Source organism: Mesorhizobium sp. M0909 (assembly GCF_040319515.1).
Lineage (GTDB): Bacteria > Pseudomonadota > Alphaproteobacteria > Rhizobiales > Rhizobiaceae > Mesorhizobium.
Genome location: NZ_JAMYOA010000029.1, coordinates 32,932 through 52,001 on the forward strand (window position 1 = coordinate 32,932; position 19,070 = coordinate 52,001).

General features: G+C 60.7%; 16 protein-coding genes and 3 pseudogenes. 10 read left to right on the plus strand and 9 right to left on the minus strand.

The features are described 5' to 3' along the window. Complete coding sequence (locus tag NKH83_RS28910; RefSeq protein ID WP_352808436.1) at window positions 1-822, plus strand: alpha/beta hydrolase; 822 nt, start codon at window positions 1-3, stop codon at window positions 820-822. On the opposite strand, the gene NKH83_RS28915 is transcribed toward NKH83_RS28910, so the two are convergent. The 6 genes from NKH83_RS28915 to NKH83_RS28940 all read right to left on the minus strand — a co-directional run bounded on the left by NKH83_RS28915 (window position 823) and on the right by NKH83_RS28940 (window position 7,289). After that, on the minus strand, window positions 823-1,572 hold the full coding sequence (locus NKH83_RS28915) for a ribonuclease activity regulator RraA (protein ID WP_352509053.1): 750 nt from the start codon (window positions 1,570-1,572) through the stop codon (window positions 823-825). It abuts the gene before it with no gap. Window positions 1,573-1,594: 22 nt separating this feature from the next. After that, on the minus strand, window positions 1,595-2,758 hold the full coding sequence (locus NKH83_RS28920) for a mandelate racemase/muconate lactonizing enzyme family protein (RefSeq protein ID WP_352808437.1): 1,164 nt from the start codon (window positions 2,756-2,758) through the stop codon (window positions 1,595-1,597). A 32-nt stretch (window positions 2,759-2,790) separates the two neighbouring features. Further along, complete coding sequence (locus NKH83_RS28925) at window positions 2,791-3,888, minus strand: ABC transporter ATP-binding protein (RefSeq protein WP_352808438.1); 1,098 nt, start codon at window positions 3,886-3,888, stop codon at window positions 2,791-2,793. A 10-nt stretch (window positions 3,889-3,898) separates the two neighbouring features. Beyond that, a complete protein-coding gene (locus NKH83_RS28930) occupies window positions 3,899-4,789 on the minus strand; it encodes a carbohydrate ABC transporter permease (RefSeq protein ID WP_352808439.1) in 891 nt (296 codons plus the stop codon). After that, the gene (locus NKH83_RS28935) at window positions 4,786-5,745 is read right to left on the minus strand and encodes a carbohydrate ABC transporter permease (RefSeq protein ID WP_352808440.1); all 960 of its coding nucleotides are present in this window, start codon (window positions 5,743-5,745) and stop codon (window positions 4,786-4,788) included. The genes NKH83_RS28930 and NKH83_RS28935 overlap by 4 nt, the downstream gene beginning before the upstream one ends. Window positions 5,746-5,810: 65 nt before the next feature. Then, window positions 5,811-7,289, minus strand: coding sequence for an ABC transporter substrate-binding protein (locus tag NKH83_RS28940; RefSeq protein WP_352808441.1), 1,479 nt, complete (start codon window positions 7,287-7,289; stop codon window positions 5,811-5,813). Between the two features lie 209 nt (window positions 7,290-7,498). On the opposite strand from NKH83_RS28940, the gene NKH83_RS28945 reads away from it, so the two are divergent. From NKH83_RS28945 to NKH83_RS28975, 7 genes are all read left to right on the plus strand, one after another. Beyond that, window positions 7,499-8,209, plus strand: a complete 711-nt coding sequence (locus NKH83_RS28945; protein WP_352808460.1) for a GntR family transcriptional regulator — start codon at window positions 7,499-7,501, stop codon at window positions 8,207-8,209. Between the two features lie 54 nt (window positions 8,210-8,263). Then, window positions 8,264-9,430, plus strand: a complete 1,167-nt coding sequence (locus NKH83_RS28950; protein WP_352808442.1) for a mandelate racemase/muconate lactonizing enzyme family protein — start codon at window positions 8,264-8,266, stop codon at window positions 9,428-9,430. A gap of 55 nt (window positions 9,431-9,485) precedes the next feature. Beyond that, complete coding sequence (locus NKH83_RS28955) at window positions 9,486-10,847, plus strand: mandelate racemase/muconate lactonizing enzyme family protein (RefSeq protein WP_352808444.1); 1,362 nt, start codon at window positions 9,486-9,488, stop codon at window positions 10,845-10,847. Between the two features lie 17 nt (window positions 10,848-10,864). Further along, window positions 10,865-12,064, plus strand: coding sequence for a mandelate racemase/muconate lactonizing enzyme family protein (locus NKH83_RS28960; RefSeq protein ID WP_352808446.1), 1,200 nt, complete (start codon window positions 10,865-10,867; stop codon window positions 12,062-12,064). 519 nt (window positions 12,065-12,583) lie between these two features. After that, entirely contained in the window at window positions 12,584-12,763 is a 180-nt protein-coding gene (locus tag NKH83_RS28965) for a DUF892 family protein (RefSeq protein WP_352808448.1), read from the plus strand. 859 nt (window positions 12,764-13,622) lie between these two features. Beyond that, a complete protein-coding gene (locus tag NKH83_RS28970; RefSeq protein ID WP_352808450.1) occupies window positions 13,623-14,492 on the plus strand; it encodes an MBL fold metallo-hydrolase in 870 nt (289 codons plus the stop codon). A gap of 350 nt (window positions 14,493-14,842) precedes the next feature. Beyond that, window positions 14,843-15,295 (plus strand): YidB family protein, encoded by a 453-nt coding sequence (locus NKH83_RS28975; protein WP_352808452.1) that lies wholly within the window; start codon window positions 14,843-14,845, stop codon window positions 15,293-15,295. Window positions 15,296-15,371: 76 nt separating this feature from the next. Here the strand turns inward: NKH83_RS28975 and NKH83_RS28980 are convergent. The 3 pseudogenes from NKH83_RS28980 to istA all read right to left on the minus strand — a co-directional run. Next, window positions 15,372-15,791, minus strand: a pseudogene (locus tag NKH83_RS28980) (transposase); the annotation flags it as partial. A 974-nt stretch (window positions 15,792-16,765) separates the two neighbouring features. Next, a pseudogene (locus tag NKH83_RS28985) lies at window positions 16,766-16,915 on the minus strand (ATP-binding protein); the annotation flags it as partial. A 14-nt stretch (window positions 16,916-16,929) separates the two neighbouring features. Further along, window positions 16,930-17,964 (minus strand): annotated as a pseudogene (gene istA / locus NKH83_RS28990) (IS21 family transposase); the annotation flags it as partial. On the opposite strand from istA, the gene NKH83_RS28995 reads away from it, so the two are divergent. Beyond that, window positions 17,932-18,054, plus strand: a complete 123-nt coding sequence (locus NKH83_RS28995) for a hypothetical protein (protein ID WP_352808454.1) — start codon at window positions 17,932-17,934, stop codon at window positions 18,052-18,054. The pseudogene istA and the gene NKH83_RS28995 sit on opposite strands and share 33 nt — an antisense overlap. Before the next feature lie 747 nt (window positions 18,055-18,801). Continuing rightward, the gene (locus NKH83_RS31750) at window positions 18,802-18,951 is read left to right on the plus strand and encodes a hypothetical protein (RefSeq protein ID WP_502895639.1); all 150 of its coding nucleotides are present in this window, start codon (window positions 18,802-18,804) and stop codon (window positions 18,949-18,951) included. The last annotated feature ends 119 nt before the right edge of the window (window positions 18,952-19,070 follow it).

A 19,070-nucleotide genomic window follows, 5' to 3' on the forward strand; every position in this document is an offset into this window, starting at 1 on the left:
ATGCAAGGCGACCCCTTTCGCATCCGCGACCACGTCGCGGAATTTGACGAAATCGTGCAGGACTTCGTTGATCGCAGCGAGGCCGCCCGCGCCACTATTGCGATGACCGCGGACGTGGCCTACGGACCGGATCCGACCGAAACCATGGACCTGTTCTTCCCCGCGGGCAAAAGAACGGCCCTGCCGGTGCACATCTTTGTCCATGGCGGCTACTGGAGAATGTTCTCCAAGTGCGATTATTCATACATGGCGACGACGATTACCCAGGCCGGGGCTATTGCCGTCATCCTTGATTACGCTCTGATGCCCAAGGTCAGAATGGCGACGATCGTCGACCAGGTGCGCCGCGCCAAGCAGTGGGTCCTGGCCAAAATCGCCGATCATGGTGGAAACCCGATGGCCCTGACTGTCAGTGGTCATTCGGCAGGAGCACATCTTGCAACGTTTCTGTTCGAGGGAGAGCATACCCCCTCGAATGTGAGGGCAGCCCTTCTGTTGAGCGGGCTCTATGATTTGAAGCCGCTCCAGGATTCCTTTCTCGCCAACGAGATTGGAATCACCGACGAGGAAGTCGCCATGTTCACACCTCTCGCTTGTCGGCATGATCCTCAAACCAGGACGACGGTTCTGGTCGGAGCCAATGAGACGCCACCCTTCCATCAGCAAGCCGATCGATTCAAAGCAAGCTTGCTGCGGCAGGGATCGTTGGTAACGTGGCATGTGCTCCCGAACCGCAACCACATGGACAGTGTCAGAGATCTTGGCGTGCCGGGGACTGAGGCTGCCGATTGCCTGGCAAAACTGATCGCCAAGGCCTGCTGACTAACTCGGGTTCTCGGGGCGGTTTGTTTTGCGCCACTCCTCGTACTCCCCGCGGGCATCGTCATGCAACGGATAGTAGCGTTGCAACGGCCCGCCCTCCATGAGCTTCGCTCGCGAGAACTCCTCCCAATCGTGATGCTTCTGTGATTCTTCGATCACCTTCGGGGCCATTACGACGGGAAGCACCACCACGCCGTCGTCGTCGGCGACGATGATGTCGCCGGGGATCACCGTGACACCGCCGCAGGCAATCGGGACGTTGACGGCATTGGGATAGATGCTGGTCTGCACATGATAGTTTGGCGTCCAGCCGCGCAGCCATAGGGGCAGGTCGAGCTTTTCGACATTGGGCCGGTCGCGCATGCATCCGTCGATGACGATACCCGCCCCACCCCTGCCCTTGAAATAGGTCGACATCATATCGCCGAAGACGCCTGAGCTCATGTCGCCGCGCGCGTCGACCACGACCACATCGCCCTCCTGCGCGTGATAGAGCACGTGCCGGTGCAGTTGCGTCTCCGGATCGGCATATTCTCCCTCGGTGAAGAGGTCCGGTCGCTGCGGCAGAAACTGCAGCGTCAGCGCCGGCCCGACGATCGACTTCCCGTGGTTTTGCGCCACCGGACCGACCATGTGCGGATTGCGGAAGCCCATGTGGCCAAGCGTGCCGGCCACCGTCGCGGCGCCGATCTCCCTGAGTGCGTCGATCAGGTCTTTAGGCGGCCGCATGATGTCGGAAGTATGCGTCATTGTGGACTCCGATTGAATGGAACTACCAGTTCGTAACAGAACCGTCGCGGCGCCTAAGGTGAGGCGCTTCCCAGAAACGCAGACTTTGCGCCTGGACCGCAACTTCGTTGACCTCGACGCCGAGCCCCGGCAGATCGCCGACCGGGTAATCGGTCCCGTCGAGCCGTGGTTGCACGGGGAAGAAGTCGGAATTGTCGAAGCCCAGCTTCGTTTCGGGTGCCCTGGTCTCGAGCCACGCGAAGTTGGGTACCGCTGCAGCGAGATGCACGGTCGCGGCCGTGCACACTGGACCAAGCGGATTGTGCGGCATCAGGTCCACATAATGCGCCTCGCTCCAACCAGCGATTTTCATCGCCTCGGTGAGCCCGCCGACATTGCAGACATCGATCCGGTTGAACTGATGGATGCCGCGCTCGATGTAGGGCAGGAACTGCCACTTGCTGGCAAATTCCTCGCCGATGGCAAAGGGGATGTCGGTCATCGTGCGCAGTGATTCATAGGCCTCCGGCGTCTCGGCCCGTATCGGCTCCTCGAGGAAATCAAGCACGCCGCGGCCGAGCCTGCTGCAGAAGCTCGCCGCCTCTGCCACCGACAGCCGATGATGATAGTCGAGGCCGAGGACCACGTCGCCGCCCAGCGCCTCGCGCGCCTTGTTCAGCATACTCGCGGTAGGGCCGATGGACTCGCGCGGCTCGAAGATGTCCTTGCTGTTTTGCCCGAAAGGGAAGAAGCGGATTGCCTGCCACCCCTGTGCGCGAAGTTCGCGTGCCCGTTCGATGGCAACATCGCCTTCGGCCTCGTCGCCGGTCGAGGCGAAGGTGGGGATGCGGTCGCGCTGTTTGCCGCCCAGCAGCTCATAGACCGGCACGCCCAGCGCCTTGCCCTTGATGTCGTGAAGGGCGATGTCGATGGCGGAAATCGCCGCCTGAAGGACTCGCCCACCTTCGAAGTACTGGCTGCGGTAAACCTCCTGCCAGATCCGTCCGATCTGCATCGGGTCGCAGCCGATGAGAAACTCGCGATAGTGCTCGACCGCGCCGGCCACGGCCCTCTCGCGACCACTCAAGCCGCTCTCGCCCCAGCCGAAGATGCCTTGGTCGGTCTCGATCTTGACGAGCATCTGATTGCGGGTTCCTACCCACACCGGATAGGGCTTGATCGCGGTGATCTTAAGCTTCTCAGTCATCCAGCCCACGTTTCACGCGCATTCGCCCTATCTCAGTTGGCCTTGAGGGCCATTTCAGTTTCGCCGTCGAACAGATGCATCCGCACCTGGTCGAACTCGAGCCAGATCTGCTCGTCGGGCGCGACGGCAATGTTCGGCGGCACGCTGACGTTGACGATGGCGCCGGACAGGAACGCCTGAACGAAGGTGACGTCTCCGGTCGGCTCCACCGTGTAGGCCTTGGCTGGGACGCTGCTTGGCACAGCACTCTTGTGGAGCTTGATCGTCGAGTGACGTGCGCCGAGCACGACTTTCCTGGTCGTCGCTTTCGCCACCTTCTGGGCATTGCGCGCTGAGAGCTCAAGGCGCCAGCCCTCGGCGCCGGTCAACACCGTGTTGCCGTTTGCCATCGAGGCCTCTAGCGGAATAAGGCTCATCGCCGGGCTGCCGATGAAGCTGGCCACGAACATGTTCACCGGATGGGCAAAGACCTGCGCCGGTGAATCGTATTGCTGCAGGTAGCCGCCATTCATCACTGCCATCTTGTCAGCCATGGTCACAGCTTCGAGCTGGTCGTGCGTCACATAGATGATCGTCGCCTTGAGGTCCTGGTGGAAACGCTTGATCTCTGACCGCATCTGCACGCGCAGTTTGGCATCGAGGTTAGACAGTGGCTCGTCCATGAGGAACACGGCGGGGTCGCGAACGAGGGCACGGCCAAGGGCCACACGCTGCTGCTGTCCGCCCGAAAGTTCGCGCGGCTTGCGCTCGAGCAGATGCGTCATGTCGAGCACTCGCGCCGCTTCCTTGACCTTCTTGTCGATCTCGTCCCTGGGGAGTTTGCGCATCTGAAGCGGGAACGCCAGGTTCTTGTAGACTGATTTCTGCGGGTAGAGCGCGTAGTTCTGGAACACCATTGCGATGTCCCGATCCTTGGGGTCGAGGTCGTTGACCACCCGCTCGCCGATGATGATGTCGCCCGATGTAATCGGGGTCAGCCCGGCGACGAGATTGAGCGTGGTTGTCTTGCCGCAGCCTGAAGGGCCGACGAGCGCAACGAACTCGCCGTCATTGACCGTCAGTGAGACGTGGTTGACAGCTTTGAAGCTGCCATAGCTCTTGACGAGATCTTGGAGGACCACGTGGGCCATCGGCAACTCCCTAGTGCTTGACCGCGCCTTCTGTAAGGGCGCGTACAAAGTATCGTTGCAGGACCAGGAACAGCACCACGACGGGCACGCTCATCATGAAGCTCGCCGCCATCAGGCCCGGAAAGTCCGTCGTATTTTCCGAGAAGAAGCGTTGGATGCCGACCGGCAGCGTCAACTGCTCGTTCTTGGAGAGGAAGGTGTAGGCGTAGATGTACTCGTTCCACGCGCCGATGAAGGAATAGATTGCGGTGGCGATGATCCCCGGCGTCGAGAGCGGCATCACGATCATGATGAAGGCCTGGAACCGTGTGGCGCCATCAATGCGCGCCGCCTGCTCAAGCTGCACCGGGATGTTGTCGTAAAAGCCCTTGAGCAGCCAGATCGCCAGCGGCAGGCCGAAGGTGAGATAGGTGAGGATCAGCGAGCCGTGCGTGTTTATCAGACCGATGGCGCGCATCAGGATGAAGAGCGGTACGAGAAAGATCACCGCCGGGAACATATTGCGCAGCAGCACGGCAAAGAACAGGAAATTCCGGCCGGGGAAACTGAAGCGCGAAAACGCGTAGGCCGCAGGGACAGCCACGATCACAGAAAGAATTGTCGTGACGGTCGACACGAAAAGGCTGTTCCAGAAGAAGCGGAGGAAGTCCTGGCCGACGCTGTTCTGCGGATCGAGCAGTTTCTGGTAGCTGGCGAGGGTAGGTTCGTCCGGCCACCATTGCGGCGGGAATTGTGTCGCCGCGAAGCCGGACTTGATCGAGGTGATCAGCATCCAGATCATCGGCAACGCGGTATAAAGCAGCATGAACACGAGGAATATGCGCCCGGCCCACCGCCATCCGTCGACGCGCATGCGGCGACGGGCCTTGGCTCGAGGGGCTGTCTCGGCAATCGTGCTCATTCGCTCCCCTCTTTCCGCTCGTTGCCGCTTAACGCACGGACGTAGAAGTAGCCCAGCGTCATCAGTGTGAGGAACAGGAGCACCGAATAGGCCGATGCCACGCCCCAGCGCTGCCGTCCGAAGGCGAGCTCATAAATGTGGGTTATCCAGATATGCGATGCGTTCGACGGCCCGCCGCCGGTCATGATCCAGGGGATGATGAAGGAATTGAAGTTGGCCACCGCGAGCAGCAGCATCGTCACCACCGAGACGTTGCGCAAGTGCGGGAAGGTGACGTGCCAAAAGCGCTGCCATGCATTGGCACCGTCGACTTTTGCGGCGCGCAGCAACTGGTCGGGGACTGTCTGCAGGCCGGCCATCATCATGATCATGGCGAACGGAAACTCGCGCCAAATATTGACGACGATCAGGGAGGGCAGCACCGTGCTGACATTGTCGATGAAATTCGGCGGCTGGTCGGCCAATCCGAGGCCAACCAGCACCGCGCCGATGATTCCGAAGTCCGAATGGTAGATCCACTTCCAGATGTAGGAGGCGGCGACGGCACTGATGACCCAAGGGATGATCAGGACAGCGCGCAAGACGCCACGGCCGATGAAGTCGCGGTGGAGCGCCAGCGCTGTGGCAAACCCCAGGACAAAGGAGATGAAAGTTGACCCCAGTGTCCAGATCAGTGTGTTCCAGGTGACTTTCCAGAACACCTGACTGGTGAGGATGGTCGTGTAGTTGTCGAGGCCGATGAAGGTCTTATCGCGGAGCTGCAGGCCAGGCGGTGTCTTAAAGAACGACAGCTCGACCGTGTAGTAGATCGGATAGGCGATGACGATGAGCATCACGGCGATCGCCGGCAGCACGTACGCGTAGTCCGCGCGATGCTGCCAGATCTTCCGCAGCGCGCCGGACCTGCCGGGTTGCACTCTTCGGCGAGCCTCGGCCTTGCCGGTTACGATCGTCACTGTGGGGTGCCCTTATTCTTCGGAACGAACCGGCTGGACCATCGACCCAGCCGGTCAGGCTTGCGCTAGAGTCCGCCCATCAGCTCTCTCACCCTCTTGGCTGCGTCGTCCGCTGCCTGGTCGACGGTCATCGCTCCGGTCAGGGCGTTCTGCAGCATGTCCGGGATGATGATGTTCATGATCTCGGGGGCCTGCGGCAGCGCTGGGAACGGGATGCCGTATGGCAGCATCGACGTCGTGACATCGAGGAACTTGATGTTGTCCAGACGTTCCTTCATCCACTTGGTCTTGAAGCCGTTGAGGTTGCCCGGATTCGAGCCGGCGTACGCCATCTTCAGCGACCATTCAGGGCTCGTCCACATGCAGATGATGGCCTTTGCTGCCGGCTCATCTACCTTGCCGCCCTCGACATATTCGGGCTTCAGGATGTGAATGTTCGAGCCGCCGAACACGACGGCGCGCTTGCCGTCGGGACCGGTCGGGATCAGGCCGTAGCGCATGTTGTCGATGACCGTCTGCGCCTTGTCCTTGTCGGTGCCCGTCGCCTTTTTCTGCAGGTCGAGCATCACGTTATAGTCGGACGGGTGCGAGATCATCATGCCGAGCTGGCCGGCGACGAACAGGGGCTGATTATCGGCCTGCTGGTTGGTGAGTGCCGAAACCGGAACCGACTTGTCGCGAACATACATGTCGTAGGAGGCTTGCAGCGCTGCCTTGCTTTGCGGGCTATCGAGCTGGACCTGCTCATAGGTCGGGTTCGGCGTCGCTTCGTCGAAGACGCCGCCGCCATAGGCCCACAGCTGTGGCATGAAGCGGTACGGCGTATTGCCGGCATTCTTGCGAGCCACGAGGCCATATCCGGCAATGCCGAGCTTATCGTGGATCTGCTTGGAATACTTGACCACGTCGTCCCACGTTGCCGGCGGCTTGTCCGGATCGAGGCCGGCACGCTTGAAGATGTCGGCGTTCCAGATGAACGCCATCGTCTCGTTGTTGGTCGGAATACCGTAGGTCACGCCCTCCCAGGTCACGGCCTTCATGGCGCCGGGCCAGAAGTCCTCGGTCGTATACCCCACATCCTCGGGCTTGAGCGGCTGCAGATAGCCCTTTGAGGCGAACTCGGTACCACCCAGGATTTGCAGGCGGACCGCCATCGGCGCGGCATTGCCCAGGAGCGCCGTGCGGAACTTGTCGAGAAGGTCGTTATAGGTGAGGGCTTGTTCCTCGAGCTGGATGTTCGGATAGGTCTTGCGGAACGTCTCGAAGAAATCCTTGTAGTACTGGCGCAGGAGGTCGGGGTCGCCCTCGAACACGCCCTGATACCAGAAAGTCAGTCGCCCCTTATAGTCGAGCGGGGTGACCTTGGCGCAATCGGCCGCCGTGTCAAAATCCTGTGTGCCCGCAATCGAGCGCACATATTCCGGCGACCACTTGCTCAGGTCGACCGGCGGTGCACCCAGCGCCGATGTAGACGTCAGGGATGCCATCAAAGCAGTGGCGACAGTGCCGCGCAGGACGGCACTGCCGAGGGCAATTCTCGTCATAGGTATCCTCCCTGGTTCTCCCATGCCGCCCTAAAGCGGTCCTTGCTCGTTTCGATCGCGAGGATGCTTCTTTCAGATCAGTGTATCCGCTCGATCACTTGGTACGTTTTCAGATCATGGATTGCCTGTCAACGCGCAGAATCGTACATTGTTTGCGAAAGCCGTGTGTGATATCGGGCGAGGTATGTATTAAAATGGGGAGCCCGGCCTTGGCCGAAACAAGCGATTTCAAAGCGATGCCACCGGTGGGGACCGATCCCATCGGAGCCTCCAGCGAGGGCGCCTCGCTTTATGAATTGATCCGGGAAGACATCATCGAGGGACGGCTCGCCGCCAACGAACGGCTTGTCGTCACCGATCTCGCCCGGCGTCACGGCACCTCGACCAATCCTGTGCGCGAAGCCCTACAGTTGTTGCGCGGGGAAGGGTTTGTCACCTTTGTCGCCAACCGCGGGGCGCGCATCCGACCCATAGATCAGGATTTTGTCAGGGATATCTACGAGATCGGTGTTCTGATCGAGCCAGCCCTGACACGATGGTTTGTGAACATGGCTACCGGCGAGGACATCGCCGAACTCGAACGTCTCCAGGGCCTGATCGAAGAGAACAATTTCGCCGACACATTCAGGCACAGTGAGCTGGATACCGCTTTCCACACCGTGATGTACCAGCGGCACTATAACCGCCACGCAGCCGAGCTTTGGTGGAAGCATCGCGAAGTGCTGCGGGCCGTGAGCCGTCGTTTCAATTTCACGCTGGCGCGACGTGCCGCGATCATGCGCGAGCACCGCGAACTCATCGCGCTAGTGAAGGCGGGAGAGGCCGACAAGGCGGCCGAACTCGTTTCCCGCCATGTCGAGGGTTCGGGCCGGCATATTCTGGAACAGATGCGAGCGCGCAACGCGGCTCGGGCCGGATAGAATGTCCACTCCAGAACATCGTTAGCTGACCATTTTCAGGCAAAGGTAGTTGAGATGAAAATCACGAGCATTCGGCCGTGGCTGATCAAGTCCGATGCTTCTTACTGGGGAGAGTTCCTGTTCGTCGAAGTGACGACCGACGAGGGAGTGAGTGGCTGGGGAGAGATCACCACCACGACAAGGCTCGCCAACCGCGCTCTCTGCACGATCCTGCGGCAGATCGGCATCGCCGTGACAGGCGAGGATCCGGCGCGCATCGAGCATCTCTGGCACAAGATCTTCCGCAGCTTCACCTACATGGGTAGCCGCGGCGCCGCCGTCGAATGCGTGAGCGCCATCGACATAGCCCTCTGGGACATCAGGGGCAAAGTCCTCGGCAAGCCGATTTACGAGCTGCTGGGCGGGCCGGTACGCGATGAAATTGCGCTCTACACCCATCCCAACCAGGCCAAATTCACCAGCAAGGAGGCTGTGGTCCGCGAAATTCTAGACATTGTCGAGTCCGGACACACTGCGCTCAAGTTCGATCCCTACCCCCACCAGGGCCGCAGCGCCGATGGCCTGGCCCGCGAACAGCGGGACGGCTACCTCGATGGAAGCATGACCCGCAAGGACGAGCGCGAAGCCGCCGAGCTCACGGCTCTGATCCGCGAAACGGCAGGACCCGATGTCGACATTCTCATCGATGCGCATGGCCGCTTCGACGTCCCCACCGCCATTCGCCTCTGTCGGAGTCTCGAAGAGGCCGGCCAGATCGACTGGTTTGAGGAGCCCTGCCCGCCCGAGAGCCTTAACGCCCTCAAGCAGGTGCGTGAGAAGGTCAATACCGCTATCTCATGGGGCGAGCGCGGCCACACGAAATGGGATTTCGTGCCGGTACTTGAGAACAGGCTCGCCGACTACATCATGCCCGACGTTACCTGGACCGGCGGCATTACCGAACTCAAGAAAATTTCTGCGCTCTGCGAAGCCTACTACGTGCCGGTCTCGCCACATGACGCCGCGGGACCAATCAACGTGGTTGCGGGAGCGCAGGTGATGATGACCGTTCCCAACTTCTACAAACTCGAGACATCGGAGTGGAACCTGGGCAAATACGATCACCTGATCGACAGACCACTCGACATTTCGAACGGCAGCCTCAAGCTGACGTCAAAGCCTGGTCTCGGCATTGAGATGGACCGCGACTACCTGCAGGCCCACAAGATCGAGCTGGGCTAGCAACACTCTGTGCCGGCGCCCGGTGCGCGGCGACAAGCCGAAACGAGGATAAGTCATGGCAAAGACAGGTGGCGCCGACGAAGCGCTCAATCGGGTAAACACGAACTCCAAGCCATCCCAGCTTCGCATCACCGACATGCGGATAGCCGAAATCGCCGGCGCGCCGTTCACCTCAACCCTGCTCAAGATTTACACCAACCAGGGCATCGTCGGGCTTGGCGAGGTGCGCGACGGCGCCAGTGCCACCTACGCGCTGATGCTGAAGAGCCGGCTGCTTGGCGAGAACCCTTGCGACATCGACCGCCTGTTTCGCCGGATCAAGCAGTTCGGTGGCCACGGCCGGCAAGGCGGCGGCGTCTCGGCGGTCGAAATTGCGTTGTGGGATCTCGCCGGCAAGGCCTACGGCGTGCCCGTCTACCAGATGCTCGGCGGCCGGTTTCGGGAGAAGGTGCGCGTCTATTGCGACACCGACGCTACCGTCCCGAGCGGCACCGAGACCGGCAAGCGCCTCAAGCAGCGCATGGCGCTCGGCTTCACCTTCCTCAAGATGGATCTGGGGCTGATGCAGATTGCGGATGTGCCCGGTGCGGTCGTCTCCCCTGCCGGTTCACTTGAAGGGTACCGTATCCATCCCGGCCGCGGCCCGGTCAAGACCATGGAGGAGCGGCGCGCCCGCAATACCGCTTACGATTTGCATAACGTCCCCCATCCGTTTACCGGCCTCCACTTTTCCGACAAGGGCCTCGACCTGCTTGAGCAGTACATTGCCGAGGTTCGCGATGTTATCGGCATGGATATTCCGCTCGCCATTGACCACGTCGGCCACATCTCGCTGCAGAACGGTATTCGCCTCGCCAGGCGGATTGAAAAATACGTGCCGGCCTGGCTCGAGGATGTGATCCCATGGCAGTACACCGAGCAGTATCGGCAACTGCAGGCCGCCACCACGGTGCCGATCTGCACCGGCGAGGACATCTACCTTAAGGAGGGCTTCGAGCCCCTGCTCAAGAGCGGCGGCCTCTCCATTATCCACCCGGACCTGCTCACCAGCGGGGGCATCCTCGAGACCAAGAAGATCGGCGACATGGCCCAGGACCACGGCGTCGTAATGGCCATCCATATGGCCGAAAGTCCAATCGCGGCAATGGCCGCGGCACATGTCGCGACCGCGACCGAAAACTTCATGGCGCTCGAATACCACTCTGCCGATGTCGACTGGTGGGACGATATCGTCACCGGCGTTCCCAGGCCGCTCGTGAAGGACGGCTTTATCACTGTTCCGGACAAACCTGGCCTGGGGATTGACGACGTCGTCGACGAGGTGATCTCGCAGCATCTGCAGCCGGGTGTCACCGGCATCTGGCAGCCCACGGATCACTGGGACAACGAGTATTCCTGGGACCGCACCTGGAGCTGAGGCGAAAAGAACCGAAGATGAAGATCACCGACCTCCGCTGCGCCGTCATCGGCAAACATCCCATCGTCCGCATCGTTACTGACGAGGGCCTCTATGGCCTTGGCGAAGTCGAGTTCACCAAGACCTACCTCAAACCCTGGGTGCTGCATTTCCGCGAGGCGCTGATCGGCGAGGACCCGACCGACGTCGAGCGGGTGATGTTGAAGATCCGCCAACGCGGCTCTTTCAAGCCCTATGGCGCGGCGGTAAGCGCTATCGAGCATGCGCTGTGGGACATTGCCGGCAAGGCCGCAGGCGTGCCGGCCTACAAACTGCTCGGCGGCAAGGTGCGAGACAAGGTGCGCGTCTATAACGGCTCGATCCGCCAGAAGCGAACGGGGGACCGGCCGGAGGATTACGCCGCTGACGTGAAATGGATGATGGAGCAGCCGCAGAACTTCTTCATGATCAAGCAGGGAATCTCGTTCCACTCCAACATGAAGGACACCATCGAGGGCTTTCACTATGGCGTGACCCAGAAGAAGGCTGGCTATCACGGTGCCATGGATCAGGGCGTGATCAGCGAGCGCGGTTTCAACCACATGCTCGACTGCGTGATCGCGATGAAGGAAGTGATGGGCGACAAGGTCAGCCTGGCGCTCGACTGCGGCCCGGGCTGGATGCTGCCCGATGCGATCAAGTTCGCTCGCGCGGTCGAGAAGTACAATTTGATGTGGCTCGAGGACATGCTGACCGGCGACTATGTGCCCTGGGTCAATCCGCAGGCCTATCGGGAGCTGACCACCTCCACCTCGACGCCAATCCATACCGGCGAGCAGATCTACCTGCGGCACAATTTCAAGGAGCTGATCGAAAGGCAGGCGGTGCGCGTCATCGGCCCCGATCCGGCCGATATTGGCGGCATTGCCGAGCTCAAATGGGTCGCCGAGCACGCCTATATGCACTCGATCCTGATGGCACCGCACGGCACCGCGAACGGCCTTCTAGGTCTCGGCGCGCTGATCAATGTCTGCGCCACCCTGCCCGCCAACTACATCGCGTTCGAATACCCGAGCGCCTCCGACCCGTGGTGGGAGGACCTCGTAATCGGCCTGCCGTCGCAGATCGTGAAGGACAGCATGGTGGACCTGCTGGAAGCGCCGGGGCTGGGCCTCGACATCGACGCCGAAGCAGCCAGGAAGCATCTCCGGGAAGAGGATGCGGGCTTCTTCGACTGAACCATGCTTCTTGGGCAACTCCGCACCGAGCGGACTGATTCTCGCAAATTCCCTGGTGCTCAATGCCGCGCCACTCGCGCGCCAGTCGAATGAGCCGTGAAAAGCTTGCCGGCAATCAGGCGTGGACGCGTTGGTCATCGATTTTAGCGCATGAATCGCGGACCCTACCGGCACTTTCCAATGCCTTGGCAGAACGCCATGTCTTTCTCGGACTGGCGGAAGAAAGAATTAGGCACGGGTATGGACCAGGTAGTCGGACAGGCTCTGGCTACTTTCGCGCATCCAAAAAAGCCTCCCGGCATGGGCGCGCACAGAGGGGCCGTTGTTGGCCGAGCCGGGAAGATAGGTTTCTTCCGAAACGGGAGATCGGGCGGGATTCAGAAGGAGAAATGCGATGAACACAAACTTCAACTCGGAAAGCCGTGAGATATTTCCTGGAGGGCCTCGATGAGGAGCACTCCACTCTCAAGGACACTTGCCTTGTCGATGGTTGGCAGGGCGGCAGCCTTGGGACATTCGATGGCCGTCGACGAGATCATCAAGAACAGCCTAGCTTTCGCATTCGAGAACTACGAGATTGCTGCTTACAATTCGCTGCTGGTACTCACCGAGGCCGGTGGCTTTCAGGATCCCGAACGGGTCCTCAGGCAAAATTTGAGCGAAGAAGAAGCCATGGCTAATTGGCTGAAGGAAACCTGAGCGACGTCACCTTGCGGTAAGCGAAGTTGCGCGAAGCTGGTGAAACCGCAAAAAGCTAATCCAACGTCGCGGGGCGGGCGTTCATAACGGATGCTCGCGCTTGCGGTGTGTCGCAACGCAATCAGCGCGTCCGGTTTGCCGTGAACAGATCTTGCTGACGCACCAGTTCGTCGGCGACGGGCTGACGGAGGCGGCGTGTGCCATCCGCGTGGATGGCCGAAAATAACCCCACCTCTGCGAAGATGTCCCAGATAACCTGGACACCTGCCGATCGGGCCGCCTCTCGGCGCCCAACTTGACCAGTCATAGGTCCCGGGAGCCGTTTCGATCAGGGTGCCACCGCAGTCCGTCGCGCGGATGGTGCGAAGGCCGAGTTCGGCGCAGCCGCGGTAGTCGCCCAGGGCATGCAAACTTTGCGAGGTCGCACGAATAAGATCGAGGCGAACCCCGTCCTTGCGCCGGTGCGAGGAGCACTCAAAGCCTGCCATGAAAAACTGGCGAAACGCGAAGCTTGCGGAGCCGGAGCCTCCACCTGGTGCTCGTCCCTGCGCCCCACTTCACTCATTCGAAGTCTCCTTTCAGCAGTCGGCTTCGAACTCGGCCGCTTGTTAGGACCGGGAACCGCGTTGGCGAAATACCGCATCCAATCGGGCGCGCGCCATCTTTGTTGCTCAGTCCAGCTCGTCCTTGCGTGACCGGGTAATGCGGAACGGATTGGTCGAGCCTTTGTTCCTGTGGTGGACTGTCCGGAGCTGGGTGGCGAATGAGGAACAAGGAGGGCCGTGCCAAGTTCGGGGCGATACCACCGCCGCCGATCGACTCGAGCGGCTGCTCAGCAACAAGAGAGGCACGGGATCACATGACCGTTCAGATTCGACTTTCCGAGATCGACCACGCCAGGCGCGAGGATCGTGGCGACGGCGCTTGGAGCATCGCACCGGACTTGGGCTATTTGCGGCTAGCAATCGTCAATGTCGTGCTCTTCGGCGCACCGGGCAGCGGAGATCGGAACTGGATGCTGATCGATACCGGGTTGCCGACGTCCCGCAGCAGCATTCTTGCGGTCGCGGAAAAGCGGTTTGGCACGAACGCACGGCCGGCCGCGATCATCCTGACCCACGGCCATTTCGACCATGTGGGAACGGTCCTAGACCTCGCGAACAAGTGGGACGTCCCTGTCTTCGCGCATCCACTCGAGCGCCCCTATTTGGACGGAACCGCATCCTATCCGCCACCGGATCCTTGGGTCGGGGGTGGACTGATGGCGCTGCTTTCGCCGCTTTTTCCACGGGGGCCAATTGATCTTGGCAACCGTTTGGAACTCTTACCTGCCGACGGATCGATCCCCGGAATGCCCGGATGGCGATGGCTACACACACCCGGGCACGCTCCTGGGCATATCTCGCTCTGGCGCGAGGAGGACCGCTCGCTGATCGTAGGGGACGCTTTCATCACCACCGGTCAGGAGTCAGTCTATGAGGTCGCCGTTCAGGATCTTGAGATGCACGGTCCGCCGCGCTACTTCACGCCGGACTGGGATGCGGCGGAAAGATCCGTGAAGCACCTGGCTGCCCTGAACCCGCAGATGGTCATCAGTGGACACGGTGCGGCTGCTGCGGGAGTGGGCATGCGTCAAGCTCTTGACAGCCTGGCTGAGCGGTTCAGGGTGTTCGCCGTCCCGCCGAAATTGAAATTCGTGCGCGAGCCGGCGGCAGTCCAAGGTAGCTGAGGCTAACCGAGCCGCCGTCGTTCTGAAGTATGGTCAAGTTGGGCAGACTCTATCTCGAGCCCGTAGAGTTACCCGTCGGGTCGCGCGCCCCATCGTCGCCGACAAACTCTGACAAGCGGAACAAACCCGGGAGGCGCCGAGTTAGGGCGTTCGATCGGCGCAGGGCGACTGCGGCCAAGCGCCCCGAAGTTCTGCGTTCAGGAGAAGACGTCAGATGGAAAACGAGTACCCCGAAGGACGCGTCCTCTCCGCCGGCGAGCCGACCGGCAAGAAGTTGTTCGAGCCCACACGCGTCGGCATCCGCCAAGACTTGCGATTCCCTCATCGGCCAAAACCGTGGAGGAGACCAAATGGCAAATCCGGGAAGATTGGCGATCGCGATGCTTGGCGTTCTGGCATACCAAAATCGCGACAAGCTCTGTGAATTGATTCCGGGAGCGGGGTATCTTAACCCAAACGACCCGCAACGCAGAATTCTGGCTCAGATAACGAATGGCGTGTCGAGGGCTGACCTTGGTGAGATCCTCGACCGGTTCAGGGAGGTGGGGGCAGGATCGAAGGTCGACTCGTGGGTTGGCAGCGGGCCAAACCAACCGATCGAGCCAAGGGACGTCGAAGCGGCAATGGACGAAGGTACACTCACGTCAATCTCGATGCAGACGGGTCTTTCGCGCGAGGAGCTAATCAGAAGGATTGCGCGGGATCTACCCGAGACAGTCAACGAGATGACGCCGAATGGTGAATGGCCGCCTGAGCCGACACAAGGCTTGGATAAGTCGACCCTGCTCGACAATGTATCCTAGGGGACACAGCCAGGAATGCAGCCGGCCAAGGCGAGTTCCAGGGTGGCAACTCTACACCGGGGACGCTCCTGCGCGGTGCCTTCATCGGCTCGCGAAGCTCGCGGTCGTCCGGCCTGCTGGTCTCGTAGCGAACCGTCATGCGGCAACAGCCGATGGCTTTACACGCCCGCCGTTCGCTCATCCCGAAGCCTTCCTTCAGGCGAGCGACAGCTTTCCGCTTGGCCGCGGGCGTCACCATTTCTTTCCACAAGATCCTTCAACGCGGCATTGTCGAGCATGGCGTCGGCCAGAAGCCGCTTCAGCCGCGTGTTCTCGTCCTCCAGAGCCTTCAGTCGCCGAGCCTCGGAGACATTCATCCCGCCGAAGCGGGCCTTCCAGTTGTAAATCGAGGCGTCGCTGACCTGGTGCTTGGGCACAGATCGGCAACCGATATCCCGCCCTCATGTTCCTTCAAAATTCCGATGATCTGCTCTTCAGAGAAGCGGCTACGTTTCATGTCCTGGCCTCTCGAGGGCCAGAACGAACTTCAAACCGGCGGCGGGCCCTCCTGATTACGAAGTGCCATGGGGTCACTCTTTGTGGGCCCGATCAATTTCATCAAGCAAAGACTTATGCTCGTCCGGCAGCTCCTGTTCTACCGGAAGATTTAGCGCTCTGCGAAGGTAGTTGCGGACGGCTTCTGACGTGACCCACCGTCGTACAAGGTCGGCAATAACCTTCTGTTTCCTTCTGTCGACCTCAACCATGGTCGATCCTGCATACGAACAGGATAGAACCTTCTGGCGAGAAGATTTGTTCCTTGTCTATTCACGGAGATCGGGCAGGACGGCGCGCCCGCTCTTGCGGGGTCACAATGAGCAAAATTCCTGGAATGCTGGGCGGGAACGTTAGGCGGATTAATGAGGCGCGGAGCTGAGAACTACTCCCGGCCGTCGAAGCACACGAACAGGCCAGTGGCGGAAGCTACCTCAAGGATAGCCTCAGTTAGCTCTTCGTCAGATGCCCGCAGACTAGGCGCAGTCACACGGACTCGTTCTATTGCAGCCTTGATCGAGACAATGTCTCCGCGAGCCGCCCCGTTCAGGAGTGCAGCAATAGCCTCATGTAGAGTTGGATTGATAATTTGAACGACACTCATCCGACCATCCCCAAGGGGCACGCCGAAGAGACGACAGTACTCTCTCCCTGACCGACATCAACAGGATGTAAGAACCGTACAATGCTGAGCCGTAACCGTCAGGAATGTTGGTAGAAATTTCTGAGCGGGGGATCGGATAACTGGCTCGCGCGGCGCCCCCCGTGCCCCTCTTGATCCACGCAGTGCGGCGCGTTTGGGCTGCCCCATGTCACAGGCAAGGCCTAACCAATTTCGTTAGCGTGAGTGGGATTGTGCATCGCTTTGCGCCATGCGAGGGGCTGTCAAGCGAAGTGAGGATTTGACCCCTTGGACGAAACCAAGAACTGACCCCCTCATTGTTTTGCTGTTTCGTTGGTCTCGAGCGTCGTTCCGGCGTCCTGCAATAGGCCGGAACGACGCTTTTCGCGAAGCCGGTAGCTGTTACCGTGGATGGTGATCACTGTCGAATGATGAAGCAGGCGATCAAGGATCGCGGTCAGCTTCAGCCGGTCGAGCATTACCAACATCTCGTGATCGACCGCCGTAAACCCCAGCTGCCTCCCACCAGCGCCTCATATTCGGCCAGTGGCCGCAACAGAGCGGAAGGTGCAACGATCTCCGCCAATTGTACCGGCGCAGCAGCGCCGAGCCGGCCGGCAAGATGCGCGCGCTCGACAATCCGTTGGCGACGTCCCCCGCACAAGGCATGATCCGCCACCACCTCGCCCGCGTGACGCACGATAACGCGGCCGCCCAACACCACGACTTGGACGCTCTCCCCGATCAGCCGCGAGGAAACCGGGTAACTGTTCGTGTCCAGGTCGATCGCGCAGTCCGCCTGGACCTTGCGCACGAGATCCCGCAGCTGCCCAAACGGCGCCCGTCCCCCAGAGGGCGAAGCGCCCCAGCCTCTTCGGCAAGGCGCTCCGCAGGAGCCGCGCCGGTCGTGCCATGCACACGCTGATCGGCAATCCCGCGCGTCCACCGGTCCAGATGCGCCTCGAACGCCGCCCAGTTCTCGACCGGCGGCCAGCAATCGCATTGCGCTTGACGTAGCCGACCTCGCGTTCGTCCTTCCCCTTCATACGCGCCCTGTAGGGCGCACAAGCCCGCGCCGTAAATCCCAGTAGCGGCCAAAGGCGTGCAGCCGCATGTTGAACCGCACCTCCCGCGTCGTCGCATCGTGATGTTCGACCAGCGCCTTCGGGTTGTCGAACAGTACTTCCCTTGGAACCCCGCCGAAGCTAAGGAAGGCTCCTTCCACCCCCTCGAACCAGTCCGCCTGGCGCTCCCGAAGCGAGGGAGGGATATGCAGCCGACGCGAGTAACCCAGCGTTGCTACAAACAGGTGCACCCGAACACGCTCGCCGCCGATCCACGCCCGCGTGTCGCCAAAGCCGATCTGCATCTGATGTCCCGGCGCCGTCTCAAACCGAACCGTCGCGCGCTTCTGGGCCCTCAACTCCCGACGCCAACCCTGCACCCGAAGCTCTAGCGAACGAAGCCCTATGACGATCCCATGTTCGCTCTCCAGTTCCTGGCGCACCACATCGTCGAGAGCATTGTAGACGTTTCGTCGCTGACCGCGCTCGTCACAGCGGAATTCGACATGGGCAGGAACTTGTTTTGGGCGATGACGTAGATGACGCCCATTGCGCCAGCAGGTCGGCCGCCTGAACCTCGCTCATCCGGTGGCGCAAGAACCGATCATTGTCATAGTTTTGGCGCAGAACTTCAAGTTCACGAATTCGCTCTCTTCGCGGAGGCACTTTCCGCCGACATACTCTTCGGTAGCAGGCCGGATCAAGAAAGAAATCTGCCGGCGCAATGCTATCGTGCACGATGCCCAGGAAGAGAGCGAGACGACTTCTCTGAATCGCACGCCACGGTACGCCAAGGCCTTGCACAAGGCTGAGCGCGGTTTATTTCCAAGGCGGCGCGGCGCAAGGCCTCGCCATCCAAAGCGCTTGCTTCATGTCGAGGCTGTTGAGAGGTTCGTTGGCCGGCATGCAATCACCGCCCCCGCCGAGGGCATGACGGCGGCTCGATTCGAAAAGCAATCAACGAGCGGAGAGGCCGTCGCGTTCCTTGTGACTGTGGTGGTGGTGAGACACGAGGCTCAATGCGGAGCGCCAGCGGCCGCGATCAGCGCCTCGTCGAGAATCCACTTCAGCTTCGCCGAGCGCTGGGAAGCTTCATTTGCTTGCCGTTCGTACGTGCCTGGAACGACAGGCAGCGGCCACAGTATGCCATGCGGGGCAGCTTCAATATGTCGCCGCGTGGGATGGGGAGGAAGCGCGCCAGTGCCAGTGGGGCTTTGTAATGGAGCGCGCAGCGGCGAGCCCGTTGATCGGCTCGTCTCGCGTCCACCGGACAGCGCTACTGGCCGCTGCATGTTGCACAGGCGCGGAAGAAGCTCGAACGCCGAGGCTTTACCCCAAGCCAGATCGACGCCGAGATCAGCCGCTATGCGACGGCGATCGGCCGCATCCTTCAATCTCAAAAGCAATGTGGCTCAACACTAGATTGTGCCGCATGAGCGAGGGAGCGAGCATATCCGTCCGCGAAGCGGAACGGAGTGGGGGTGTGGGGCCACAGGCCCCACGTAATACATAGGTTAAACCAAAAATCGCACCCCCGCTGGCATTTAGTTACGCC